This window comes from Helicobacter cynogastricus, from assembly GCF_900197855.1.
GTDB lineage: Bacteria > Campylobacterota > Campylobacteria > Campylobacterales > Helicobacteraceae > Helicobacter > Helicobacter cynogastricus.
In genome coordinates, this window is sequence record NZ_FZMQ01000011.1 from 225490 (window position 1) to 251631 (window position 26142).

Sequence of the window (26142 nt, forward strand, 5' to 3'; positions counted from 1 at the left end):
AAATTTATGCAAAAAATCATACGGGTGGGTTTGGCGTTGTTACTCTGTGTACGCTTAGAGGGCGCGCCCAATGCGCAAGAAGTCAAGGTTTTAGAGGATATTGGAGATGTATTGCGCCTGATGCCCATTTTTGTAGGGGTAGTGAGCCTTGGCATGCGTGATTATCGGGGCATGGCAGAGTTGGCCGTAGGGAGTTTTGTAACTCAAGGGGTGATTTATGGGGTGAAAGAAGCCTTTGCAAGCGCGCATGAAAGGGGGGCTAAAGTCCCCTTTGCTAAACGCCCCTGTTGCGATAGTTGGCGAGGAATGCCTAGCGGGCATGCTGGGGGTGCGTGGAGTGCGGCTGGGTTTGTTTTTTATCGCTATGGCTGGAAACCTGCTTTACCCGTGATTGCTTTGGCCGTACTCACAGATGCCAGCCGTGTGGTAGCGCGCAAACATACGATTTTGCAAGTTGTGATCGGAAGCTTGATTGGCTGGGGTTTTGCCTATTTATTTACCTCCAAATACCGCCGTAATTGGGAAATTTACCCAGAAATTGGCCTAGATGAAAAGAAGGGCATGCACTATGGTTTGGCGGTACACTATCGGTTTTAGAGCTATGTTAACTTGAAAACCTAAACTCCAAAGCGGTGGGCATTAGCTCACTTTATCAAGGAAAAAATGATGCGTTTAAGTTTTAGAATCCTTCTTAATATCCTTTTGTCTATGTTGACTATAGGAATCATTTTAAGCGTCGTTGCCGATCACAAACGCCACCAGTTTGCACACAATATCATTAAGGCGACTGAACAGCAAAATATCACCAAAAAAGAGTACAACCTCAAGCATATGTACAACATCTTAGAGTACTCCTTGCATATTTTTAATAATACTCAAGATAAAGAGACAGCGTTGCAATCTGCACTCAATCTTATTTCTAAAATCAACAACGATCCGGATATTTATTACATCGTTGTCGTGGATAAAACTGGTAAAGTGATCTATGATCCTGTTGTTCCCAATATGCAGGGCAAAAATGGTTTGGATGCAAAGAGTGCGGATGGAGTTTACTATGTGCGCCGCTTTTTAGAAGTGGCTAAAGCAGGTGGAGGTTATGTGCGCTATGTGATGCCAAAAATGGCCGGTGGCACGCCCGAGCCTAAGGTAGCCTACGCTCACTACGATCCTCAAGAAGACTTGATTTTTGCTATCACTTCTTACTATAGCGATATTCAGCAAGATTTTAAGGTTTTAGAAAATATCGCTAATGCACAAGCCTCTAAAGACTCAGAGGATTTAGTGCTTTGGAATCTAGTCATTATTGTGGTCGTTTTGGTCATTTCAGCCGTATTTATGCGCTTAACAATCTTTAATCGTCTCAAATCCCTTGTAACTAAGGTAGAGGCTTTTGTTTATGGCGATAAAGATTTAACAAGTCGTTTTAAAGTGGACAACTCTAAAGATGAAATTGGGCAGGCAGGCATTTGCATCAACAAGTTTGTAGAAAATATTCACATGGTTATGAAAAACATCTGCGCGCACAGCATACAAAATCGCTCTTTAGCCGATTCTTTGCATGACATCATCACAAAATCCACAGCCGCGACGGGGGAGAATATCCAAAAAATTAAAAATCTCCACACCGCTTCTTTAGACCTCTCTAAAACTATCCAAACATCTTTGAGCGAAGCACAAAGAATGGGCGATAAATTGAGCAAGACACAGGATTCTATGCAAACTTCTAACCGCTCTTTTAGCAATATGTTAAAGAATATTTTAGAAACTGCCCAAACCGAAGAAGCTCTCGCTTTACAAATTGAGCAACTTAGTAAAAATGCAGATAGTGTCAAAAGCATTTTGCATATCATCAATGATATTGCCGATCAAACAAACTTATTGGCTTTGAATGCTGCTATTGAAGCTGCAAGAGCAGGTGAACATGGAAGAGGTTTTGCTGTAGTGGCTGATGAAGTCAGAAATCTGGCTGCACGCACGCAAAAAAGTTTAGCAGAAATCAACTCTACCATTGGTTTGATTGTTCAAGAAATCAATGATGTTGCAACTCAAATGGGGCATAATTCTAAAAAGATCAAGAGTTTGAGTGAAAATAGTTTGGAGGTGCAACAAACTTTCCAAGGCATGAGCGCAGAAATGGGCGGGATGCTAGAAGACACGCAAGGATTTATCCAGCACTACATCCAAACCAGTCAAAATGTTACCACAATGATCGACAATCTTACGGCTATTGAAAATAGCGTTCAAAAATCTGCAAGCAACGCTAAAGCGGTGTTGCAACTCTCTAATTCTTTGCATAAATCCACTACAGAGCTCGATGCTGATATTAACCAGTTCAAACTATAGAAGATAAAGATCCGGACAAATCCGGATCAAGTTACCTTAAGCATTGCTTTGCTTTTAGGTATTTGTGTGATATATTCTATAGACTTAACACTTTTGAAAGGAAGTATCTATGCGCCTGAGTCTCAAAATTACAGGTAATCTTTTTTTATCTCTAGTGGTATTGGGTACTATTCTTGTTTTTGTTGCAGATTATAAAAGACATAAATTAGTGCAAAATATTGTCCAAGAGACTGAACAAGATGATATTCACAAGAAAGAATACGCCCTTAGATACATGTACGAACTCTTGGAGCGTTCCTTGCGTTTATTTTACCAAACTCAAAACAAACAAGAAGCGGTTCGTTCCATTTTGGAATTACTTAAAGAAATTAATGGAGACACCAGTATCTATTACATTATGGCAATCAAGAAAACTGGGGAGGTGCTTTTAGATCCAGCTAATGTTAGTAACGCAGGCAAAGATGGAAATGGTTTTATCAGTGAGGATGGAGTCTACTATGTTAAAAAATTTATAGAGCAGGCCAATGCGGGTGGTGGTATGTGCGCTATAAAGTTCCCAAAAGTTTAGGAGGTAGACCCGAATCTAAAGTAGCTTACGCCCATTACGATCCCTCCGGAGATATTGTGCTTGCTATCACTTCCTACTACAGCGATATTGTTAAGGATTTTGATACTTTAGAATCGCGAGTAAAAAGGCAGGATAGGCATGATTCTAAAATTTTAGTCGCGTGGAATATGAGCATCATGGCAGGCATCATCGCTATCTCGGCTATTTTGATGTATTTCACTATTTTTAATCGCTTGAAAGATTTAGTTACAAAGATTGCCGCATTCACGCATGGGGATAGGGATTTAACAAGTCGTTTTAAAGTGGACAACTCTAAAGATGAAATTGGGCAGGCGGGTAATCATATTAACCATTTTGTAGAAAATATCCATGAGATTATGAAAAATATCCAATATCATAGTATTGAAAATAGAGCACTAGCAGATTCATTGCAAAAAATCATTGCCAATGCTACCAAGAATACTCAGGCGAATGTGCAAACCATTAAAGAGCTTTATCTTTCTTCTTTGGATTTTTCTAATACCATGAAGGTATTAATAGAGGAGGCACAAGGGGTGGGTGATAAACTAGGCAAAACCCAAGACTCGATCAATGTTTCTAACACATCGTTAAGTGGCATGTTAGATCACATTTTAGAGGTTGCCCAAACCGAAGAAGCTCTCGCTTTACAAATTGAGCAACTTAGTAAAAATGCAGATAGTGTCAAAAGCATTTTGCATATCATCAATGATATTGCCGATCAAACAAACTTATTGGCTTTGAATGCTGCTATTGAAGCTGCAAGAGCAGGTGAACATGGAAGAGGTTTTGCTGTAGTGGCTGATGAAGTCAGAAATCTGGCTGCACGCACGCAAAAAAGTTTAGCAGAAATCAACTCTACCATTGGTTTGATTGTTCAAGAAATCAATGATGTTGCAACTCAAATGGGGCATAATTCTAAAAAGATCAAGAGTTTGAGTGAAAATAGTTTGGAGGTGCAAAGGAATTTTAAGGGCATGAGCTCGGATATAGAAATTATGGTGAGCAATACGCATGGATTTATACGCAATTACACACAAACAGGTGAGAATATCAACACGATGATTGGCAAACTCAATCAAATTGAGAAAAACGCCCAACAATCTGCTAAGAACGCTAATGAAGTGCTCAAATTGGCAAATTCCTTGCATTCTTCCACTACAGACTTAGATGCAGATATTGGGCAATTTAAAATATAGGCTTAGGTAAAATTATGCTAGCATAGGAACTTTACAAGATAAGGATAAAGATGCAAACACCATTTAGAAAGATTTCAGATTACGCCATTGTTGGAGGACTTAGTGCGGTAGTGGTGGTAGCCTTAGCTGGTTGCAATAATAACTCACAAAACACCCAAGAAAAACCCAAAGAATCCAGTAATCAAACCCAGCAGATCAAAAAGGGCGCGTTGGTAATTTTGCAAGAACAGCCTGATAAAAGTTATAAGGTCGCTGAGGAGTACCCTAGCGATAAAACACGGGTGGTGGTGCGCGATATGCAAGGCAAGGAGCGCATGCTCTCTGATGAGGAGGTACAAAAACTCATCAAAGAGGAAGAGGCTAAGGTGAATAATAATACCAGCCAACTCACCAAACCCCCTGCTGAGGGGGGAGGATCAGGGCTTGGCATTGGAGCAGCCATTTTAGGGAGCGCGGCTGGGGCGATTTTGGGGAGCTACATAGGCAATAAACTTTTTAATAACCCCAATTACACCCAAAACGCCCAAAGAAATTACAGCTCACCGCAAGCCTATCAACGCAGTCAAAATAATTTTAGAGGAGTAGGGGGCGTGCCTCCAGCCAGTCCCAATCGTAGTGGCTTCTTCAACTCTAACCCCTCTAATCCAAGTTCTAGCGCGCCTAGACCTAGCGCGCCAACCACTACCACTCCTACCACCCCTAGCCAATCTAGCACCACTGCTCCGCGCCCACAAAGTGCGCCTTCTTCTAGCCCTACACAGGGGCGTAGCGGATTTTTTGGCTCTTCACATAGTGGCAACGCAGTCTCATAAAGGAATCCTATGCAAATTAAAACTTTACAACCCCTAAATCACCATGCCTTAGAAGAGATTGGACTAGATTGGCATACAGATCCCGATCAAAGCCCTTATTTGAGCAATGATTTGATTGTTGTCTCTCAGCAAGAGGCTAACGCCTATTATGAGGCGTGCAATGAGCTATATGACATGTTTGTAGAAACTGCAGAAATGATCATTAATCAGGAACGCTTTTTTGAGCTGGACATCCCTAATAGTCTGATTCCAATGATCAAGCAGAGTTTTGAAGAGGAAGTGCATTGGCATATTTATGGGCGTTTTGATTTGGCTGGAGGGCTGGATGGGCAACCCATCAAACTTTTGGAATTTAACGCGGATACGCCTACAATGCTCTATGAGAGTGCCGTGATTCAGTGGGCATTACTTAAACATAATGGCTATAATGAGGATTTGCAGTTTAATAATATCCATGAAGCTCTCATGCAGAATTTTAAACGCCTTGTTACTCTAAGCGAAGATGTGAGTCAATTTGAAAGCATGTATGAAGGTTGGAAAATTCTTTTTTCTAGTGTGCGGGGAAGTTCTGAGGAAGAAAGGAGTGTAAAATTTTTACAAGATGCTGCACGAAGCGCGGGCTTTGAGACACATTTTGCTTATATGGATGAAGTGCAATTTAATGCAGAAGCGGGTGTCTTTTTTGAGGGCGTGAATTACGAATTTTTATTTAAGCTGGTGCCTTGGGAGAGTATCGCCATTGATGAGCCTGAATTGACTTTACTCATGCATGACATGATGGTCAATCAAAATACCATTTTTTTAAACCCTGCCTACACGCTACTATTCCAAAGCAAACGCTTTTTAAAGGTGCTTTGGGAACGCTATCCTAATCATCCTTTGCTTTTAGAAGCTAGTTATGAGCCCTTACGAAATAAAAAACAAGTGCGCAAAGTTGCTTTTGGGCGTGAGGGAGCTAATGTACAAATCCTTAATCCCGATCTCAGTGTTTTGCATGAAACTGGAGGGGTTTATAGCAATCATAAACCGGTGTATCAAGAATACGCTCCACTTAATAAGGTGGGAGAATTCTATTACCAACCTAATGTATTTTTTGCTTACGAGGCGTGCGGGTTGGGCTTTCGTAAAGGGGGGCTTGTGATGGATAATTACTCTAAGTTTGTCAGCCATGTTTTGCAGTAATGCGTCTGCAGGCTATTTATAGATTCCACGCTTATGCAAGTGTATTTTTCCTACCTATAGCCTTGCTGTTTGTGATCAGTGGGGTGGCGTTCTTATTAGATTTTAACTCTAACAGCGGGGCTAAAATTAAGCACTGGAATGTGCCTTTCGTGCCCAAAGACAAAGAATTAGAATTTCTCTTAGATTTCTTAAAGCAGAAAAGCATTGCCTTACCCTCTAAAATTGAGCCAAGAAAGCATAGGGGTGTGCTAATCATTGGCACGGCTAGTTATGAAATCAATTTGACTTCTAGGGGAAATGCAAGCATTGTTACAAGCATTCATAGAAGCCTGTTAGGGCTACTTATGCAGGTGCATAAGGGCAAAGTAAGCAAAGCCTTGAAGATATTTGGAGTCTTTTTTGGAATTTTCTTAACCCTCTTTTATACCAGTGGCTTGCTCATGGGTTTTAAGCGTAAAAATGCTAAGGGCATCATCGGGGCATTTGTATTAGGCTTGATTGTTCTAGGAAGTTTGCTTGCGCTATCCTAGAGCCAACCTTTCTTTTTAAAATATAAAATAGGCAGAATGGTAGAAACAACCATCGCTACAATCGCAATAGGATAACCATATTCCCAACGCAACTCGGGCATTACTTCAAAATTCATTCCATAAATTGTTCCAATCAAGGTAGGAGGCATCATCGCCATTGTTGCCACGGTGAAAAGCTTGATAATCTTGTTTTGTTCCACATTCACTTGAGAGGTAAAAAGATTTTGGATATTATCTAGGGCATTGAGATTAGCTGTACTAAATTCTACTAAGGAGTTAAAATCCTTAACAATAATATTAAAGTCATTCTTGGCCTCGCTATCTACCTTATTGCTCTTTAATAGAGTAGTGATGATGCGCCGTTTATCAAAGAGGGAGTCGCGCAATTCCATGTTGAATTCTTGCAAGAAAGAAAGAGCGATTAAAGTTTCTTCATGGGTGCAAGCCTCTAAATCAAAGACAATTTGTTTGCGTAACGCGCTAGTTTCCCGATTGACTTCTTCTAAGCAGTCTGCCCCTTTTTCAAAATAAAGCTCTAGGATTTTAGCCAAAATGTCAAACCCATCATAGAATTTCTTAGGGCTAGCTAATACACGCCGTTGCACATCTTGAAAAACGGGAAAGTCTCCATTATAAAGAGTGAAAAGAATATTGTTAGAGATAAAGTAAGTGATTGCCTCTGTATGGAAAGCTAGGGGCGAATCTTTATAGATAAAATAAGTGTTGATGGTAATGGAAGTGCTGTTTTCCCAATACTTGACTACCGCACTTTTTTCAGGGTCTTCATAGAGGTTGAGATCATAATTCTGAGCAATGCAATAGAGTTCAGAAAAAGTCGGGTTGATGAGTTCATACCAAAGAATATTTTGCTCTTCAAAGGGGAAACTTTCAAAGTCCTGAAACGCAAAAACCTCAACAAGCTCATTATTTTTAGCAAAGACATTGATCATGCCCAACTCTCCTGCATCCTGATGGGCACGGCACACTCTCTTTCATGATCGGCGATCCAAAACCTCAAAGGCTACTAAAATCTTACCCTCCAACAACTCTAAACTCGCTCCCCCACCCGTAGAGATAAAACTCACGCTATCCTTATAACCTGCGCGAGTCAAAACATCAATAGTATCTCCCCCTCCAATCAAAGAAAAAGCGTAGGTATTGGAGATACTATGGGCGATCTGGAACGAACCTCGGCTAAAAAGAGGCACTTCATAAACACCTAATGGGCCGTTCCAAATGATGGTTTGACTCCCTTGAATCACTAAAGAAAAGAGCTTGGAGGTGGCTGGGCCAATATCTACAGCCATGTAATTTAAAGGAATGTCTTGAGCTGGGGTGATTTGTACCTGATCTGTGTGTTCTAGGTGAGCTGTGCTCACTACATCCACAGGCAAGTAAACATGGACGCCCTTTTGTTTGGCTATCTGCAAAATTTCTAAGGCATCTTGAATCAAATCCTCTTCTACTAAAGAGGCTTGCATGTTGTAATTGAGGGCTTTTAAAAAAGTGTTGCTCATCGCTCCCCCAATGATAATTTTATCTACTCGATCCAAAATATTACGCAACAAAGTCAGCTTTGAGCTAACTTTAGCGCCTCCCACAATCAAGAGCACTGGGCGCAAAGGGTTAGCAAGGGCTTTAGCAAAAGAATTAATCTCTTTTTTGAGTAAAAAACCAGCCACTTTAGTGGGCACATATTGGGCGATTCCATAAGTGCTGGCATGTTTACGATGACTCGTACCAAAGGCATCGTTGACATAGATATCACACAAGCTGGCTAATTGTTTGGAAAACTCAGGATCATTTTCCTTTTCACCCTTATAAAAACGCAGATTCTCAATTAAAATCACAGGGTGCTTATGTTCGACTTGGAGTGTTTGTGCCATTGGCAAAGAATGTGCAAAGAAGACTTCCTTGTTGAGAAGACGCTCCAAACGCTTTACCAAATGACTAAGGGAAAATTGACTCCCATGTTGTCCATCTAGTTTGGGATCGGGGCGACCCAAATGTCCTACTAAAACTACAGACTCAGCCCCATTGTCAATACAATAGTTGATAGTAGGAACACTCTCGCGCATGCGCGTATCTTCCATAATATTAAAATCCTTATCCAAAGGCACATTAAAATCCACGCGGATGAGTACATTTTTACCCCGTACCTCTACATCTTGGATTCCTAAAACTTCTTGCATGCGCTTGATTCCAGCTAACATGTTGATCCTTTTATAGTGTGATAAGCCATATCTATGAGCCGTCGAGAATAGCCCATTTCATTATCGTACCATGCCAATACTTTAGCATGGTGTTTGTCCAAAACTAAAGTTTGATCCTCAATATATACTGCGCTATAAGGGCTGTCGATAAAATCGCTAGAAACGCGCTGGTGAGCATCAATACCTAAAATGCCCTGTAAACTGGTGTGACTTGCTAATTGCATGCTTGCATGGATACCCTCCAAGCTCATCTCTTGATGGGCATGCACGCTCAAATCAATCAAACTCACTACTGGAGTGGGCACGCGCAAAGCCAAGCCTTTAATCTTGGGGGCTAAACGGGGCAAAATGTGCGCTAAAGCCTTGTTGACTCCCGTACTTGTAGGGATGATATTTAGAGCGGCCGCTCTAGCGCGGCGCAAGTCTTTATGTTTAGAATCTAAGAGATTTTGATCATTAGTGTAGCTGTGAATAGTCGTCATTAAGGCGTGTTCTATGCCAAAATGTTGATCGAGCACCATCAACAAAGGAGCTAGCGCATTAGTGGTGCAAGAAGCATTAGAAATCACAGATTCTCCAGCATAATTCATGTGATTCACTCCATAAACGAAAGTAGGAGTATTGGTCGCAGGTGCAGAGATAATCACTTTTTGCACAGCATTTTTTAAGTGGACTTTGGCCAAGTCATAGTCGTTAAATTGTCCTGTGCACTCTAGCACTACCTGCGCATTGCCAAAATTTAGTTTGGCTGGATCGCGCTCATGCAAAACACGCACAAACAAACTATTGCCCATGCACAAACCCTCTTCATTGACCTTTTCTACGCGTTCACTATACTTATGCAAAGAATCGTAACGCAAAAGATGAATCAAAGCATCTAGATCGCAAGTAGAATTGATAGCGACCAACTCCATGTCTTCATGTTGCGTTACGATGCGCGCGGCACACAGACCAATACGCCCTGTTCCATTGATCGCTACACGCACCAACTTAGCCCCTTTAATTTGGTATACAAAGTTTTGACTAGCCGTGTATCATACAATAGCTAACTTGAAGGGCTCTTAAATACGGAGTTGACACGATTGAGAGTTTTTTGTAGTATAATCGCGTTTTGTTTTTATTAAACTTGCTCGAAGGATGGTTATGAAGAAATTAGAGTTCATAGATTTGATGCAAAAAGAGGGGGGCTTTAAGGATAAGAAGGATACCGAGTTGGCATTCAATGGATTTGTAAAAGCCGTTGAGAAAGCTTTGAGCGAACATGAGAGCGTAGAATTAGTAGGTTTTGGCAAATTCGAAGCTGTGTTGCAAAAAGGCAAAAAAGGCAAAGTGCCCGGGAGCGACAAGACTTACACGACTAAGGACAAAATGGTGCCTAAGTTTAAGCCCGGTAAAATCCTCAAAGACGCAGTGGCCACCCCTCCTAAAACTGGAAAAAAGAAGAAATAGTTTCTGTGCGCCTTTGGGCGCACTTGTCCTTGTAGCTCAGTTGGATAGAGCGTACGATTCCTAATCGTGAGGCCGTGGGTTCAAATCCCGCCAAGGACACCATCATCTAAATCCCAATGCGTAATATTAAACGGAGTTAAATGCGTTCCAAGCTTCTTTTATGGTTGTATGGCTTGTGTGCTTCGCTTGTGTGCGCCCTAGAGCTAGACACCTATCATCCCGCTGACTCTTTAGCCATTCAGGAACTAGAAGTTATGGATGATAAAAAATTCTCAACGATGGCGACAAGCGGATCTTTAGGCTTGGCCGAACTCATCAAAAATGCCAACAACAACTACTCTTTGCAAGCGGCTCGCTTACAGGTTAGTCAGGCTCTTAAAAATCACACCATCGCTAAGGCAGCTTTTCTACCTACCCTTAATAGTAATTATTCGTTTAACCACCGCAATAGGAATACCTTAGAGTTTCCAGAATACGACATGCAACTCCTCAATACGAAACTTGATTTCAATATTTTTAAGGGCTTTAGCACGATCAATGGCATCAAGGAAAAGTCTGCTACCTACCGCTCTAATGTAGCCAGTATGGAATACACAAGGCAGAGCATCTATTTGCAAGTGGTGCAACAATACTATCAATACTTTAATAACATGGCACAACTTGTCGCTCTCAAGCGTAAGTTAGCCGAATTACGCGCAGATATTAAACGAGTGAGCCAGCTCTTTGATCAGGGACTGACTACCATCGACAACCTAGAGAGCGCTAAGGCTCAAGGGGCTCTTAGTGAAAATGATATTACTGATATGGAATTTGCTATCGAGCAAAACCGCCTTACCTTAGAGTATTTGACCAATTCTAAAATTCCTTCTTTGAAGCGCACCACTATTTTAGAGCCTAATTTGGGCATTAGAGAACGCGCTGATTTGCGATCCTTGAGAGAACAAATTACGGCCATTCGCTATCAAAATAAGCAACTCAACTACTACCCTAGTGTTGATTTGACCGATGATTGGCAATACTATATCCAAAAGCCTGCTTTTGCCCGAGGCGCGAACAATAGGTTAGGCAATCTCTTTCCTAACCAACAAAATACCGTGGCAGTTGTAGTGAGTCTGGACATCTTAAGCGATATTGGTCTAAGTCTGCAAAAACAATCTATCCGTTTAGGACAGCTTGCCCAAGAAAAAACTCTCACCTACAAAAAGTTGGAGCAACAAAAAGATGAGCAGCTTTACCGCAAGTCTTTAGACATGGCGCGCTCTAAAATCCGTAGTTCTGAAGCGAGTTTGAAATCTGCTACCCTCTCTTATGAAAGTATCAAGAAAAAATATAACGCCAATTTGGTAGATTTTACAACCTATTTGAGAGCGTTGCGTACTCGCTTTGATGCAGAAGTGATTTATAACCAGTCTCTAAACAATTACGAAATGCAAAAAGCCAACTACATTTTTTACAGCGGCCACCACATTCAAGATTATGTGCGTTAAGGATTGATAATGAAAGTGATTTTATACGCCCTATTATTGCTAATAGGGCTTCAAGCTAAAGAAGTGTATGCGATCTTCAATGTGGAAGCACTCGAAGATGCGAACTTAACTTTAGATTCTTCGGGCATTGTGGATGCAATTTATGTTGATGTGGGAAGCAAAGTTAAAAAGGGAGATGTGTTGCTCACTCTTTATAACAAAGACAAAAAATCCCAAGTTAATTCTATTACTCAGCAGTATGATTTCATGCAAAAGCAATATGAGCGTTATAAAAAGATTGGAAGTGCGATTGATAAAAATACGCTAGATAAATACTATGCAGATTACAAGAAATTGGAATTTGATCGCAATTACGCTCTAGCTGTGGTAGAAAAAACCATTTTAAAAGCTCCTTTTGATGGGGTGATTGCTAGTAAGAATATTGAACTAGGTGAAGGGATGGGGGCTAATAACACGGTGCTTTTTCGCCTTGTAAGCAAGAAAGCAAAAATGGTACTAGAGTTTGATTCCAAATATCTCCCCGATGTTAAGGTGGGGGATAAATTTATTTATAGTATCGATGGTGAGCCAGAAAAACAACAAGTTACTATCACCAAAATTTATCCTACCATTGATGTGAGTACGCGTAAGGTGAGTGCTGAAGCCCTTTTACCCCCTAATAGTACTTTAGTCCCCGGTGTCTTTGGGGACGGCTTTATTCAATAGGGAGTTTTTGTGTATAAATTTGCAATCCAAAGACCCATCACAACTTTAATGTTTGCGTGCATGGTGGTCTTCTTTGGCACAATGGCACTTAAAAAAATCAGCGTCGCGCTTTTTCCTAATATTGACTTTCCTATTATTGTGGTTAAGACCGCTTACCCGGGGGCGAGTGCAGACATTGTAGAGAGTAAGGTTACAGACAAAATTGAAGAAGCCGTGATGGGAGTGGATGGGATCAAAAAAGTAACTTCCAACAGCGCGCGCAATATCAGCATTGTAACCGTGGAGTTTGTACTTGAAAAGCCCATCATGACCGCCTTAAATGACATCATTAACAAAGTGTCTTCGGTGAGCTTTGATGATCCCAACATCCGTCGTCCAGCCATTGATAAGGTTGATACAAGCGGACAGGCGATTCTCTCCATTTTTTTAACCAGCAAGACCAAAACTCCCGCCGAGCTCAACGACCACGCTAAGAATATCATCAAGCCCATGTTGCAAAAGGTCGAGGGTGTGGGCGGAGTACAGCTACAGGGCTTTGAAGAAAAGCAAGTACGCATTTATGCCGATCCAAGTTTGATGAATAAATACGGCTTGACCTATATCGACCTTTACAATGCCTTAAAAACCCAAAACTTAGAAATGGATGGAGGCAAGATTGTCGGCTCCAAGAAAAACTATGCCATTTTGGTGGATGGCAATAGTTATACACTCAAAGAATTGGGCGACATTCAAATTGGTAATCATGTCCGCCTAAGCGATATCGCCACGATTGAGAAGGGCATTGACCCAGACATCACTTACGCTAGCTATGGGCATGATCAGGGTGTTGTTTTAGAAGTGCAAAAGATCGCCGGGGCAAATGAAATCCAAATCGTGGATGCAGTGTATAAAGAAATGGATGCCATGCGTGCAGTCAGCCCGGGTTATGAATTGCGTCCTTTTTTAGACACCACAGACTATACCCGCCACTCCATTAAAGATGTCAAGTTTGACTTGGTTTTAGGGGGGATTTTGGCTGTTTCTGTGGTCTTTTTCTTTTTACGCAGTTTCTCTATCACTTTTGTTTCAGCCGTAAGCATCCCCATTTCTGTTATGGGAACTTTTGCGCTCATCCAGTGGATGGGCTTTTCTTTAAATATGATGACAATGGTCGCACTCACGCTCTCCATTGGGATCATTATAGACGATGCTATTGTGGTGATTGAAAATATCCACAAAAAACTAGAGGCAGGCATGGATAAAAGAACCGCCAGCTATGAGGGCGTGCATGAAATTGCCTTTGCCATCATCGCTATTTCAGCGATGCTCTTGTCTGTCTTTATTCCTGTGGGCAATATGACCGGAATGGTGGGGCGCTTTTTCCAAAGCTTTGGAATCACTGTAGCTCTTGCTATTGCGATCTCTTATTTTGTTGTGGTTACCGTGATTCCTATGCTTAGCTCAATCATTGTATCTCCCGAACAATCCAAGTTTTACAAGCGCACAGAGCCCTTTTTTACTAACATGGAGAAAGCTTACGCCCGTTTGCTTGGCTGGCTTTTAAATCATAAACTCATTGTGGGATTAGTTGTAGCGGGGATTTTTGGGGCTTCTTTGCACTTTGCGGGCAAACTGGGTATGGAGTTTTTGCTCAAAGAAGATCGAGGCATGTTTTATGTTTTTGTCAAGGCAAATACAGACATTAGCTTAAAAGCGATGCTCGCCAAAATGAAGGCTTTGCAAGCAGTGATTGAGAAAGATCCTGATGTGGATTTTGACTCTATGCAAGTGGGCTATGGCAGTATCCAAAGTACCTTTAAGGGTAAATTCTATGTCAAGCTCAAGAAAGGGCATAAAAGAAGCCAGTTTGTCATTATGGAAGAGATGCGCCACAAATTAAGAGCCATTCCCGAAGCCAAAGACCTAGCTTCGATCAATCTAGCTCAAGTGCCCTTAATTGGTGGAGGGGACAGCTCGGCGTTTCAAGTCTTTGTCTATGCCCCCACGCAAAAGCTCGTGGATGAAAGTGTGGCAAGACTCCAAAAATTCTTGCTAGAAAGCCCTGAGTTGAAAGGCAAAGTAGATGGTTATCACACCAACACCTCCGATCAACAAACCCAGTATCAATTACGCATTTTGAGGGCAGCCACGACCAAGTATGGAGTAAGCGTACAAGCGATCGCTTCTGTGTTGAGCAACGCCTTTTCAGGGGAGAATCGGGTGAGCTATTTTAAAGAAAATGGTAAGGAATACGACATCATTATTAGAGTCCCTGCTGGTAAAAAAATGAGCATAGATGATGTCAAACGCCTACAGATTAGAAATAAAGACGGCAAATTGATGTTTTTAGACGGGTTGATTGAGGTGATTGAGCGCAAAGTGCCCTCCAATATCACCCGCTACAACCGCCAAAGAAGTGTTACGGTCTTAGCCCGCCCGGCTATTGGCGTGAATTTAAGCGAACTTTTAGGTCAAGTGGAGAAACATAAGGACGAATGGCTTGTTAAGGGGGCATCCTTTAAATTTACAGGCGACTCAGACAAACTCCAAGAAACTAACCAAGCCTTTGGGGTGGCGATCGCGACTGCCTTTGTGCTAATTTATATGATTTTGGCTGCCCTCTATGAGTCGCTCTTAGAACCTTTAATTATCATGGTTACCATGCCTTTGAGCTTTTCGGGGGCTTTTTTCGCGCTCACTTTAGTACACCAACCCTTGAGCCTGTTCTCTTTAATGGGACTGATTTTACTTATTGGGATGGTTGGCAAGAACGCTACACTCATCATTGACATCGCCAACGATCGGCGTAAAGAAGGGCATGGTATTGAAGAAGCCATCATTTTGGCTGGCGAGTCGCGCTTACGACCCATTTTGATGACCACGATCGCGATGGTGTGTGGGATGTTGCCCTTAGCTATTGCAGTCGGGCAGGGTTCGGCCATGAAGTCGCCTATAGGTATTGCGATGAGTGGGGGACTATTAGTTTCAATGGCGTTAAGCTTGTTGGTTGTGCCGATTTTTTATCGCCTTTTAGCTCCCTTAGACGACAAACTTAAGAAATTCTATCAAGGGTCGCGATGAGAGCATGGGCTTTAGGGCTCTTGCTTGTAGGGAGTTTATGGGGGGCTAGTGGCGCGATAAACGATAAGAAGAATCGTATTTTCATTGGTGTAATGACGGGGTTTAGAACCGCTAAACTTTCTAGCACCCCATGGGATAACGCCTTTTCGTGGGGTATTGAGGGCGGGTATCAGTATGATATTAGGCAATATATTTCTCTGCGCACCGCTATTAATTATCTCCAAACCCTCAAACCCACTGCCTTTAATACAAAGGTGGATTCGCTGTTAAGTTGGAATATGGGTGTTGTTAGCGATTTTTATAAACTCTCCAAAAAAATGCTCATTGGAGTTTATGCAGATATTGGGTTTGGGTATTTTCAAAGTGCGATGACTCTGAGTAGCCCTATACAAACGCGTAGCTTCATGGGGTATAATGGCGTGTTTGATTTTGGAGTAGGGGGCACACTAGAAAAACAACATCGTGTAGAACTAGGAGTAAAATTCCCTTTTGGGGAAGTGAAATCTATTAAAAAACCTTCTACAAGTTTGCGCGCCTTTTACTGGATTGCCTCTTATGCCTATTTGTTTTAACTTTAGATTTGTTTTTGGGTTTGAATGGCAGAATCTGGTCGCGTTTAGTTATATGGCGCGTTGCCACTCTTAACTTTCAGTGAGATTAAACCAGTAAAACCAGAAAAACACCCCAGAAGCCAGCCTCTTAAGTGAGGGGTGTGCGTGCTTGTTATTTTTAGCTGTTACAAAAGGAATATATGTGCATATGCGCGGAATTTTGTTGGTAATGTTATTGCAAGGCTTGGGTGCAGAAAACAATGGGTTTTACACACAAGTGGGGTTTCAATATTCCAATATCACCCAAGATAAAGCTACTAGCGAGGCTACTAGCAAGGTGGACTCTCAAGCCATACAAACCTCAATTAATTTTAATAAAGTGTTTCCTTCAGATAATAAATGGACAGCACCCGCAGCAAGAGATATACACTTTAATAATCAGCGAGATAACCCATTTGTGGAGCGCGTCCGCGATTTAGAAGAATTGGCCAACTGGAACGGAAAAACTGATATTGGTGCGCTCAAAGCAGGGTATCAACAAAACTCAGAACAATTAATGTCTACTTGGGTAGCTGATACCATTGAAAGTGCTCAAAAAGCCACACCTGATGCGCTTAATAGTATTGTGGGGAACATTCTTGATGCGTTGGGTTCAGCTGCCACTCATGTGAACAACAATGCAAGCAACTTTGATCAAATCCCCCAGCTTAGGGCGGCTTTTCAGGCATTTGATACAACCGCTCAACAAGTAGCTAAAGCTTTAGGAGTGGATGAGCTATCTCTTTTAGCTCTTGAGGGCAGTGCGACTATTTCTACATTACAAACTCAAGTTTCTAACCTAGAGAATGCGGCCAACACATTGACCAATACGCTGTTTAATACACTCGCTAGCGCGCATAATCAACAACCTACCATATCCAACAAGAATCAGAGACAAGCCATTAGCACTATTATCCAAGACAACTCTAGCCAAGTCTTTGTCCTTGCCCAAGCCGCCCAACAAGTCTTAGCAGAATACTACAAAACCCACCGCGCAGAGTTTTTAAAAATGTACACCCATGCTATTCCAAAATTTCTCCCCACCATGCAACACCGCTACAGCAACACTAATCTCTATGGGGTTAATATACAGGTAGGCTATAAACAATTCTTTGGCAAAAAGAAACGCTGGGGACTGCGCTATTATGGCAGTTTTAGTTATAATGCAGGAGGGAGTAGCAGTAAAGCAAACTATGGGATCAGCAATTTTGTTTATGGAGTGGGTGTAGATAGTTTGTATAACTTCTTTGAAAGCAAGGGTTATAACACCACAAGTGGAATTTTCTTAGGCTTGATCCTAGTGGGAAGCTCATGGACAATTGATAGCAAAGCATTAGCAACGACTTTGAATACATGCAAGAGTAACAAGACTTGTAAACTACAGATGGGACAAAGTTATTTCCAACTGCCTTTAACCTTTGGTTTTAGAACAAACATAGGCAAACACAATGGCTTTGAGATCGGCACGCGCATTCCTTTGTTGCCCATGCCTTATTACTACGCTTCTATGGCTACAGATTATGCAGAAATGGGAACTTACAAGCAACAAATAGGCTTTAGGCGCAATGCTTCGGTGTATTTTAACTATGTGTATAATTTTTGATGGAGATAGATGGGATTTTGCAAGAATGTAGCTGCAGGTTAGTTTTTTTGAGGCGACCTAAAGAATCCAAGGGGAAATCCCTTTCCCCACTTAGCGCACATTTTGCTATAATACGCCCTTATTAGCTAGCATAAAGGATGCCAATGGGGCAAGATATTCTAGATCAAATCCATGAAAAAATAGATGATTTGCTAGTCAAGCTCGCTCTCTTAGAAGAAGAAAATAAAGACTTGCAACTCAAAAATGCTACCTTAACCACCCAACATGAAGAAAAGGATCGTCAAATCAACGCTCTTTATGAGGAAATCGCTAATAAGGATAAGCGCCTCCAAGAACTTTATGACAAGGTTTTGAAAGCGTTTGAAACATGAGTAACTCCTTGCCTACTCAGATCATTGAAGTGAATATTGGTGGTAGGCGCTACAAGATCACTTTAGATTCAAGCTTCAGTCAAGAGGCAGTTGATGAAATCAGGGATACTTTTCATCTCAAAGAGATTGCCCCCCTAGAGCTCTTTAAAGCCTACCTTAATAAGGTGCGCGACATCTCTGAACTCAACGCCCAGCTCAAGCAACTCTTAAACAAAATCCCCTAACTATTTGACATTACCCATATCCGTAACTTTACCCCACATCAGGCGGTATTTGCGCTTCATAAAATCGATCTCTTCGCGTAACTTAGTGAGCTCGTCTTGTAAAACTTCTATTGTACGCTTATCTTCATCATAAACTTCCTGCATCGAGATCACCGCATCTTTTAAGAAAATATTTTCATTTTTAAACGCATAGATCGCCTCGTCTTTAGCCCCTATTACCTTGTCATGCAAGCTCAAGATGGTATTAATGGTCTTTTCCACAAAAACAGGATCGAGCGCATTGGTCCCCATGTTCTCCAACACAGCTGGATAGCCCGTTTTGGGCACAACATTCTTGCCCACCATGCGTTTGGCTAAAACTTGGGTCGCGCTGTGCAAATCCACCCAAATATGCTCTTCATCATGCTTGCTCAAAATACTTTGATCTTGAATGAGGGCTAAGACCCGCTCTTTAGGCAATTTAGAAACCTCTAAAAACTCTTCTAGCTCCATCCATGCCACTTCTTGTACAACTTCTTCCATTTCAACCTCCACGCAATATTTGGATCGCTTTAGCGATTCGATCTACCAAGAAATCTACATCTTCTAGGGTGTGGCTATAATGCAAGCTCACACGCACCCAACCGGGTTTAACCCCCTTCTCTTGCAACGCACAAAAGCTACTATCTTCCATATCAAGCAAATCATGTCCATAGGGTCCTGCACACGAGCACCCTGCCCGAGTTTCAATACCAAATTGGCAACTGAGCAACTGCGCTAAAGCATAACAAGATACTCCACTCGCATTGAAAGCCACATTGCCCAGTCGTGGCACATAAGAATTGCCATAAATTTGTACAGCAGGGATTTGTCCTAAAGCATGCATAAAGACCTTAGAGAGCATGCTCTCACGCCGCCTAATCACAGAAGTGTCTACCTCATCGCGTAATTGCAACGCTAAAGCTGCTCTATAGAGTTGTATAAGGCCATAAGTACCCACTTCCTCGCGCGTATCTAGTGTTTCCACGTATTCTTGCGTACTACGACTCACATACTTGACAACACCTCCTCCGCTAAAACTAGGAGGTAGAGTTGAATCAACCAAATGTTTTTTGAGAGCTAAAATCCCACATGCACCCACGCCTCCTAAAAGCTTGTGCGCTGAGAGAAAGAGCGCATCAAAATCTGCGTCTATTAAATTGTCATGAGGACTAAATGCTGCCACATCAAAAGCCAAATGCGCTTGGTAGCGTGCGCAAAGCTTGGCAATCTCTTTATAAGGCACAATCATACCCGTAACATTAGAAGCCACACCCACAGAAACTATGGGTTTGAATTTGTTGGTATGCCCTTGTGCCTCTTGTAAAGCCCGTTCTAAATTCTCTAAGGAGAAAAGCCCTTGAGAATCTAGCCCCAAACGCACCACTTCACACAATCCCTCACGCCAAGAGATTTCATTGGAATGGTGTTCATAAGGACCGATAATGACTTTTGGTAGAGCAATATCTTCAAGTTTACCTAAAACTTGGCGACTTTTAGGAGGAATGTAAATCCCTAGAATTTCCTGAAAGCGTTTGATAGCATGGCTGGCGCCAAATCCAGAAGTTAAGATAATAAAATCCTCACTCAAACCTAAACTTCTTTTGATGCGCATTTTGCTTTCTGTGTACACACACTGCATCAAGGCCGCATGCTTGGAAAATTCCGAATGCGCGTTAGCATAAAAGGGTAAGAGTTTCTGCACGCGTTTTTCAATCAAAGTGCTAGCCAACCCTGAAGCTGTCCAGTCAAAGTAACGCACACCCTCTTTTAAGAGGAGACTTTCACGCACATAGGCAAGCTGTTGAATTTTAGGTTGCCGTTTAAGTAGGGGTGCGAAAGCTTGAGCTAAAAAGCGTTGCTTCTCCCTAGTCTCTAGTGGAGTTTGGGCCATGTAAGCTTAGCTCCCCCCAAAATGTGAAAATGTAGATGAGGCACTTCCTGCCCCCCGTCATTACCAACATTTGTAACGAGTCTGTAGCCTTTTTGCTCAAGCCCTAAAGCTTGAACCACCTCTAAAATAAAGGCATTAATGTCTGAAGAGAGTTTAGGAGTAATGGCGTTAAAATCTTTGATACTCACTTTAGGAACTACAAGCACATGCACGGGGGCCTTAGGATTAATATCCTCAAAAGCTAAAAAATCTGGACTTTCTAAAACTTTTTTGCAAGGCAACTCTCCAGCAATAATTTTTTCAAAGACATTCTTTTCTGCCACATGTACCCTTTCTGAGTATTTTTGGGCGTATTATAGCTGAATTTGAGCGTTTAAAGTTAGAGACACTTTGTGTTACAATGCCTACATTCAAATTAAGGAGTGCATGGTGGCTGGGAAAGTGGTCTTAAGAAACGAAGCTGGAGAGAGTAGAGTTTGCAAGGTGGGTTTTAGTTGGACCACTTTGTTTTTTGGTTTCTTCGTGCCTTTGTTCCGTAAAGATTGGAAATGGTTTGGGATTTTTTTAGCCGTAGGGATCATCGTTGGTGTTATGGCGGGTGAATCCTCGCCGGGCTTAGCTGCTTTGTCTTGGATTTTTCAAATTGTGATGGCTTTCATTTACAATAAAATCTACATCAACGGGCTTTTAAGCAAGGGCTACACCCCCCTAGAGGAAGCCGATCGCAATATCTTAAACCTCAATGGCTGGCGTTTTTCTTAGGTTAAATTAAAAGTTGTAGTTTAAGTATGCCGTAACCGATCGCCCCGGGCCGGGTTCTCTGCCTGTAGGGCTAGTTCCAATGCCCCTAAAGTAGTATTTCATGTCAAAGATATTATTCACCTGCAAACTGCCTGTAATTTGATGTCGCCCGTTTTGCCAAAACACTTGACTTAGTTGCACATTCCACACCCAATACCAAGGCAAGAGCCCCACACTATTACAGCCATAAGTCGCTCCATCAACACTATAGCCCACAAATTTAAAACAAGCAGTTTTTGGACTGGCTTGGTTAAGAATGGAAGAGTAAGCACGGCTATAAAAATAGCTAGAAAGCCCAAAAGTAGTTTTCTTGTAGGTATAGGACATATCAAAGATGAATTGATCAGGACTTACATAGGGGAGTCGCTTGCCTTTAAGGTTGAAAGGCTGGTTAACAATGCCCTCAAAGTAGCTAGGGTTGTCTTTGGCATTATTAGTGATACGCGCGTCTATATAAGTATAGGCAACATGGAATTGCAAACCTCTGATGGGGGCATAATAAAGCTCTAACTCCACACCCTGACTCTTGGCATTAATGTCCAAGCTATTGCTTCCATATCCCCCGCTGTAATAATGGTGTGCCAAAATGACAAAATAGTTGGCGTTGAAACTCAAAAGGTCTTTATAGGAGTAGCGTGAACCCACTTCAAATTCATTAAAAATTTGGTTGTAATCAGTTGAAAAGATACTCACCGATTTGGCTTGGGGCGGGATGAAGCTACGGCGGTAGTTAAAATACATTACCCAACCCTCTAAGGGTTTATAGCCTAAGTTGATTGCCGGACTCCACTGGTTGTCGGTCTTTTTAATGGTTTTAGAGAGACTAAAATCTCCATTTGTGGCATTGACATTTTCAGGCAACACTTTTTTATAATCTAAGAAGGTGTAGCGAAACCCCGGAGTGAGTGTCAATTTACCTTGTAAAAATTCCCATTTATGACTCATATAAAACACAACATAATTGTTAAACATCTCTAAATTTTGGCTTGCCTTTTGATCGTATAAAAACCCGGACATTTGACAAGTGCCATCGTCCACAGACAGGCATTTATTTTGCAAAAATCGAAACCGCATATTGCTTGACATGTAGCGCATGCCAAGTTTAAAAGTGTGCTTAATGTGTTTAGTTTGCCATACTAAGTTTGCATTGGGTTCGATGGCATTGATGAGATAATTGCGAGGGTGATCGCCAATGTTAAACCCCTTATAGTTTTGATCGGTGTAAACAGGGCCTAAACCAGGGTCTGTATTCACATTTAGGAAGTTAGAGTCAAATTGAAAATCCCGGCTGATGTCATGCCCATAGTAAGTGAGAGTGAAATCTCCACCTACTTTAGAAGTGTCTCCAAAAAAGGTTTGGTACACCGCTCCCCAACGCATCGCCTTACCGCTTTTTTTATTATTAGGGCGGTTGTTTTGGAAGCGGTTTTGCTCATAAGCCTGCACGCCCAAAGAGCCCGGATCGGTTAAGAAAAATTTATAATATTGATAGTAAGCCGTGATCTTGTGGTTTTCATTGATTTGATAAATCGCATCCAAAAGATAGTTTTGGATGTTAGTGGGGCTATTGGCACGAAAACCCTGCCCGGCGATGTAGTTAGCTTGGACCTGCACACCAAAGTGGTTATTGAACATGCCACCACTCTTTAAATAGGTATTGTATAAAAAGTTATTGGCAAGGGTTTGGATAAAAGATTGGTTTTTGCTAGCTGGTCCAGCAAAACCCCCATTGTTTGCCCGCCCCCAAGCGGTCATGCGCTCAGAGATTTGGTTTTCCCATTTATGGGGAATAGGCTTAGTGATGATATTGATCACCCCTCCAAAGGCATTAGGTCCATACTGCACACTCTCCCCACCCTTAATCACACTGATACGATCGACTGATTGGAAAGTAACCGGGAAAATAGGCATGCCAATATCCACATAGGGCGCGACATATGCTGGAATCCCATTGATTAAGATCAATCCCGTATTGCTATGCCCAGAGCCCCCACCCCCAAATCCGCGTATGGAGAAACTAGGCACCGCCCCTACACCCGTGGCGTTGCGGATATGCACCCCGGGCACATTTTGCAGAGCTTCTTCAATGCTTTGATTAGCCTGTTGAGTGAGTTGTTTGTGTGAGATGATAGTTTGGCTGCCCAAGTAGTTTTTCACCTCAGGACTGCGCCAGCTTTTGGGGGCTTCTTCATTGATGGTTGCACCTGTGGCTTCTATTTTTTTTAGACGATGGGTTTCAATGTCCTTTTGTGCACTCAACACTAAACAACTCCCACATAATAAGGCCAAAGATTTACGCATGCAAGACTCCTTTTGAAAATGAGAGCTGATAATATAATAGCAATTATTAGAATTATATTAATTAAAGAAGGCAATTAACCAAATATGGGGAAGTTTGCACCCACTAAAGCATGATTAACACAAAAAGAAAGGAAATTTCAGCTAAAATTTATTTTAATTTTTAAAGGCGCAATAAAGACTGCCCCGCAGGGGGGCATTTGTGCCTAAAAGAAGGTGTAGCATTGGGCTAGAGGCACTTGCGAGGCGGGTTTAGAGGTGCAGAGTTTGCCATCTACAAAGACCTCGAAGGTTCTAGGATCGACGGTGATTTTTGCCGTTTTGTCGTTGAACTTGAAGTCCTTTTTGGTGATGTTGCGGCAGTTTTTCACGGGTAGCACCTTGCGTTCTAAGCCTAGTTTTCCTTTCACACCATTTTCATAGGCGACTTTAGAAACGAAAGTGATGCTGGTGTCAAATTTCGCCTTGCCGTGATGCCCAAACATTTCGCGGTAATAAACTGGTTGGGGGGTGGGCACAGACGCGTTAGAATCGCCCATTTCAGAGAAGACCACCATGCCACCTTTAATCACGATTTTGGGTTTTACGCCAAAAAAGGCAGGATTCCACACCACCAAGTCAGCAATTTTGCACTCTTCCACAGAGCCGATATACTCGCTCACGCCATGGGTCAAAGCGGGGTTGATAGTGTATTTAGAGATGTAGCGTTTGATGCGGAAGTTATCATTATCTGCACCATCTTCAGGAAGCTTACCAAACTCTTTTTTATTCTTATCTGCAGTCTGCCAAGTTCGAGGAATCACTTCCCCAGCACGCCCCATTGCTTGCGAATCGGAGCTTGTCATCGCGATCACGCCAATATCATGGAGCACATCTTCAGCGGCGATAGAGCCGGGGCGGATACGGCTTTGAGAAAATTGTAAATCCTCGCGGATGCGTTTGTCTAGGTGGTGGCAGGTCATGAGCATGTCTAAGTGTTCTGCAACCGTATTAATGGTATAGGGAATAGTGGGGGTGGTAGAGGAGGGTAAGATATTCATTTCGCCTGCCATGGTGATAACATCAGGTGAATGTCCTCCGCCCGCTCCCTCAATGTGGTAGGCATGGATGGCGCGCCCGTTCATCGCATTTAGGGTGTCATCTACATAACCTGCCTCATTGACCGTATCGGTGTGGATACACACTTGTACATCGTATTGATCTGCCACGCTCAAGCAGTGATCGATCGCACTTGGTGTTGTGCCCCAGTTTTCATGTAATTTAAAGCCGATTGCGCCTGCTTCTACTTGCTCTACAAGTTGTTTTTTGCTAGAGCTATTGCCTTTGCCCAAAAAGCCTACATTCATAGAATACTCTTCAGCCGCACGCAACATGCGGTGCAAGTTCCATTTGCCCGGAGTGATGGTAGTCGCATTCGTGCCATCTACGGGGCCTGTGCCACCCCCAAACATCGTGGTAACCCCATTGGCTAGAGCGGTAGGGAATTGTTGGGGAGAAAGGAAGTGGGTGTGTGAATCAATCCCACCAGCGGTAATAATCATGCCTTCCCCTGCAAGTGCTTCTGTGCCTACACCTACGATCATATGGGGACTTACACCATCTTGCATGTCCTTGTTCCCTGCTTTACCAATGCCATGGATTTTGCCATTTTTAATGCCAATGTCGGCTTTGTAAATCCCGGTGTAGTCGATAATCATCGCGTTGGTGATGACTAAATCTAGGGTATTTTCATCCGGGCTATTGCTCTGACCCATGCCCTCACGGATAGTTTTACCCGCGCCAAATTTGAGCTCTTCGCCATAAGTGGTATAGTCATGTTCTACTTCTGCCCAAAGATCGGTATCTCCTAAGCGCACTTTGTCGCCTTTGGTAGGCCCGTAGGTGTTAACATATTCTTGTTTTTTCATTTTCATGGGAGTCTCCTTACTTGATGAATCCGTGAGATTTTGCTTTGTCTAGTGCTTTGTGTTTATGGCGTTCGTCCGCAATATTATTCACAAGCCCGTTCATGCCAATTACTTTTTTACTGCCACCAAGGGGAATCAACTGCACTTTGCGGGTTTGTCCTGCCCCAATGCGTAGCGTGTTACCAGAGGGAATATCTAGGCGTTTGCCATAAGCTTTTTCCCGATCGAATTTCAACGCCTTGTTGGCTTCAAAGAAGTGGAAATGGCTACCTACATGCAGGGATTTAGTGCCCTCATTGGTAACCTCAAGTTCTGTTACCTCTTTGCCCGCATTGAGCTCGATGTCTGCATCGCAACCAAATTTCACTTCGCCTGCTTTGAAGTGCTCATCTGGTTCTATAGGCCAATTCACAGTTACCAGCTTTGTGCCATCGGGGAAAGTGGCTTCTACACCTAGATCGGGAACCATATTACCCACCCCTGGCATTACTTCATCTTTTTTCAAAAAGTGCACGCACTCTTCCATAAGCTCAGCAACGGTTTTTTTGCCACGACGCGCCTCGTCCATAATATGAGCACTAATGTAGGCAATGGCTTCGGGTTGGTTGAGTTTTAAGCCCTCTGCTTTGCGCTTTCTTGCCACTTCGCCTGCATAATATAACAAGAACTTTTCTTGCTCTTTGGGTGTGAGTTTCACCTCTTACTCCTTGTGTTGAATTTTAAAAGCAAGGGGATTATATTCCAATTTTTGTTACTTTTTATTAACTTTTTAAAATAAATAATAATATTATTATATTTAATAATAATAATTATTAAAAATTAAAAATAATATTAAATAGGATTAAAGTGCTTTTAAGGGGGGGGGGGGGG

General features: G+C 42.3%; 25 protein-coding genes and 1 tRNA gene. 17 read left to right on the forward strand and 9 right to left on the reverse strand.

Annotated features, from left to right (window positions below; translation table 11 throughout):
* Positions 1-6 precede the first annotated feature (6 nt).
* From C6H00_RS06255 to C6H00_RS06280, 7 genes are all read left to right on the forward strand, one after another.
* The gene (locus C6H00_RS06255) at positions 7-597 is read left to right on the forward strand and encodes a phosphatase PAP2 family protein (protein ID WP_199769200.1); all 591 of its coding nucleotides are present in this window, start codon (positions 7-9) and stop codon (positions 595-597) included.
* A gap of 111 nt (positions 598-708) precedes the next feature.
* Positions 709-2343: a methyl-accepting chemotaxis protein gene (locus tag C6H00_RS06260; RefSeq protein WP_233704453.1), complete on the forward strand. Its 1635-nt coding sequence runs from the start codon at positions 709-711 to the stop codon at positions 2341-2343.
* Between the two features lie 109 nt (positions 2344-2452).
* Positions 2453-2911 carry a cache domain-containing protein gene (locus tag C6H00_RS08650; protein WP_199769201.1) on the forward strand — a complete coding sequence of 153 codons (459 nt, stop codon included), beginning with the start codon at positions 2453-2455 and terminating at the stop codon, positions 2909-2911.
* Positions 2884-4128 (forward strand): methyl-accepting chemotaxis protein, encoded by a 1245-nt coding sequence (locus tag C6H00_RS06265; protein ID WP_199769202.1) that lies wholly within the window; start codon positions 2884-2886, stop codon positions 4126-4128. The genes C6H00_RS08650 and C6H00_RS06265 overlap by 28 nt, the downstream gene beginning before the upstream one ends.
* Positions 4129-4178: 50 nt before the next feature.
* Positions 4179-4940 (forward strand): UPF0323 family lipoprotein, encoded by a 762-nt coding sequence (locus C6H00_RS06270; protein ID WP_104750132.1) that lies wholly within the window; start codon positions 4179-4181, stop codon positions 4938-4940.
* A gap of 9 nt (positions 4941-4949) precedes the next feature.
* Positions 4950-6122: a glutathionylspermidine synthase family protein gene (locus C6H00_RS06275; RefSeq protein ID WP_104750133.1), complete on the forward strand. Its 1173-nt coding sequence runs from the start codon at positions 4950-4952 to the stop codon at positions 6120-6122.
* The gene (locus C6H00_RS06280; RefSeq protein ID WP_104750134.1) at positions 6122-6652 is read left to right on the forward strand and encodes a hypothetical protein; all 531 of its coding nucleotides are present in this window, start codon (positions 6122-6124) and stop codon (positions 6650-6652) included. Before C6H00_RS06275 ends, C6H00_RS06280 begins: the two co-directional genes overlap by 1 nt.
* Here C6H00_RS06280 and corA read toward each other — a convergent pair.
* Genes corA through gap form a run of 3 tightly spaced genes read right to left on the reverse strand, consistent with a single transcriptional unit; the run spans position 6649 to position 9851 of the window.
* Complete coding sequence (corA, locus tag C6H00_RS06285) at positions 6649-7602, reverse strand: magnesium/cobalt transporter CorA (protein ID WP_104750170.1); 954 nt, start codon at positions 7600-7602, stop codon at positions 6649-6651. The genes C6H00_RS06280 and corA overlap by 4 nt on opposite strands.
* A gap of 42 nt (positions 7603-7644) precedes the next feature.
* Positions 7645-8865, reverse strand: coding sequence for a phosphoglycerate kinase (locus C6H00_RS06290; RefSeq protein WP_104750135.1), 1221 nt, complete (start codon positions 8863-8865; stop codon positions 7645-7647).
* Positions 8859-9851 (reverse strand): type I glyceraldehyde-3-phosphate dehydrogenase, encoded by a 993-nt coding sequence (gene gap, locus C6H00_RS06295; RefSeq protein ID WP_104750171.1) that lies wholly within the window; start codon positions 9849-9851, stop codon positions 8859-8861. The genes C6H00_RS06290 and gap overlap by 7 nt, the downstream gene beginning before the upstream one ends.
* Before the next feature lie 157 nt (positions 9852-10008).
* On the opposite strand from gap, the gene C6H00_RS06300 reads away from it, so the two are divergent.
* The 9 genes from C6H00_RS06300 (at position 10009) to C6H00_RS06340 (ending at position 18354) form a co-directional block, all read left to right on the forward strand.
* The gene (locus tag C6H00_RS06300; RefSeq protein WP_104750136.1) at positions 10009-10314 is read left to right on the forward strand and encodes an HU family DNA-binding protein; all 306 of its coding nucleotides are present in this window, start codon (positions 10009-10011) and stop codon (positions 10312-10314) included.
* Between the two features lie 25 nt (positions 10315-10339).
* Positions 10340-10416 (forward strand) — tRNA-Arg (locus C6H00_RS06305).
* Between the two features lie 152 nt (positions 10417-10568).
* A complete protein-coding gene (locus C6H00_RS06310; RefSeq protein ID WP_233704458.1) occupies positions 10569-11801 on the forward strand; it encodes a TolC family protein in 1233 nt (410 codons plus the stop codon).
* A 3-nt stretch (positions 11802-11804) separates the two neighbouring features.
* On the forward strand, positions 11805-12506 hold the full coding sequence (locus C6H00_RS06315; RefSeq protein WP_199769203.1) for an efflux RND transporter periplasmic adaptor subunit: 702 nt from the start codon (positions 11805-11807) through the stop codon (positions 12504-12506).
* Positions 12507-12515: 9 nt separating this feature from the next.
* Entirely contained in the window at positions 12516-15566 is a 3051-nt protein-coding gene (locus tag C6H00_RS06320) for an efflux RND transporter permease subunit (protein ID WP_104750139.1), read from the forward strand.
* Entirely contained in the window at positions 15563-16138 is a 576-nt protein-coding gene (locus C6H00_RS06325; RefSeq protein ID WP_104750140.1) for a hypothetical protein, read from the forward strand. Before C6H00_RS06320 ends, C6H00_RS06325 begins: the two co-directional genes overlap by 4 nt.
* A gap of 187 nt (positions 16139-16325) precedes the next feature.
* Complete coding sequence (locus C6H00_RS06330) at positions 16326-17759, forward strand: outer membrane protein (protein ID WP_233704454.1); 1434 nt, start codon at positions 16326-16328, stop codon at positions 17757-17759.
* Positions 17760-17902: 143 nt separating this feature from the next.
* A complete protein-coding gene (locus tag C6H00_RS06335; protein ID WP_104750141.1) occupies positions 17903-18130 on the forward strand; it encodes a DUF904 domain-containing protein in 228 nt (75 codons plus the stop codon).
* A complete protein-coding gene (locus C6H00_RS06340) occupies positions 18127-18354 on the forward strand; it encodes a hypothetical protein (RefSeq protein ID WP_104750142.1) in 228 nt (75 codons plus the stop codon). Before C6H00_RS06335 ends, C6H00_RS06340 begins: the two co-directional genes overlap by 4 nt.
* On the opposite strand, the gene C6H00_RS06345 is transcribed toward C6H00_RS06340, so the two are convergent.
* Genes C6H00_RS06345 through C6H00_RS06355 form a run of 3 tightly spaced genes read right to left on the reverse strand, consistent with a single transcriptional unit; the run spans position 18355 to position 20589 of the window.
* On the reverse strand, positions 18355-18876 hold the full coding sequence (locus C6H00_RS06345; RefSeq protein WP_104750143.1) for a DUF3972 domain-containing protein: 522 nt from the start codon (positions 18874-18876) through the stop codon (positions 18355-18357).
* Between the two features lies 1 nt (position 18877).
* Positions 18878-20266 (reverse strand): aminotransferase class V-fold PLP-dependent enzyme, encoded by a 1389-nt coding sequence (locus C6H00_RS06350; protein ID WP_104750144.1) that lies wholly within the window; start codon positions 20264-20266, stop codon positions 18878-18880.
* Positions 20248-20589 carry a histidine triad nucleotide-binding protein gene (locus C6H00_RS06355; protein WP_104750145.1) on the reverse strand — a complete coding sequence of 114 codons (342 nt, stop codon included), beginning with the start codon at positions 20587-20589 and terminating at the stop codon, positions 20248-20250. Before C6H00_RS06355 ends, C6H00_RS06350 begins: the two co-directional genes overlap by 19 nt.
* Positions 20590-20692: 103 nt before the next feature.
* Here C6H00_RS06355 and C6H00_RS06360 point away from each other — a divergent pair, with 103 nt between their 5' ends.
* Positions 20693-21028, forward strand: coding sequence for a hypothetical protein (locus C6H00_RS06360; RefSeq protein ID WP_104750146.1), 336 nt, complete (start codon positions 20693-20695; stop codon positions 21026-21028).
* 6 nt (positions 21029-21034) lie between these two features.
* Here the strand turns inward: C6H00_RS06360 and C6H00_RS06365 are convergent, their stop codons facing one another.
* From C6H00_RS06365 to ureA, 3 genes are all read right to left on the reverse strand, one after another.
* The gene (locus C6H00_RS06365; protein ID WP_104750147.1) at positions 21035-23368 is read right to left on the reverse strand and encodes a TonB-dependent receptor family protein; all 2334 of its coding nucleotides are present in this window, start codon (positions 23366-23368) and stop codon (positions 21035-21037) included.
* A 203-nt stretch (positions 23369-23571) separates the two neighbouring features.
* Positions 23572-25278 carry an urease subunit beta gene (gene ureB, locus C6H00_RS06370; protein ID WP_104750148.1) on the reverse strand — a complete coding sequence of 569 codons (1707 nt, stop codon included), beginning with the start codon at positions 25276-25278 and terminating at the stop codon, positions 23572-23574.
* Between the two features lie 10 nt (positions 25279-25288).
* Complete coding sequence (gene ureA / locus C6H00_RS06375; protein WP_104750149.1) at positions 25289-25969, reverse strand: urease subunit alpha; 681 nt, start codon at positions 25967-25969, stop codon at positions 25289-25291.
* Between the last annotated feature and the right edge of the window lie 173 nt (positions 25970-26142).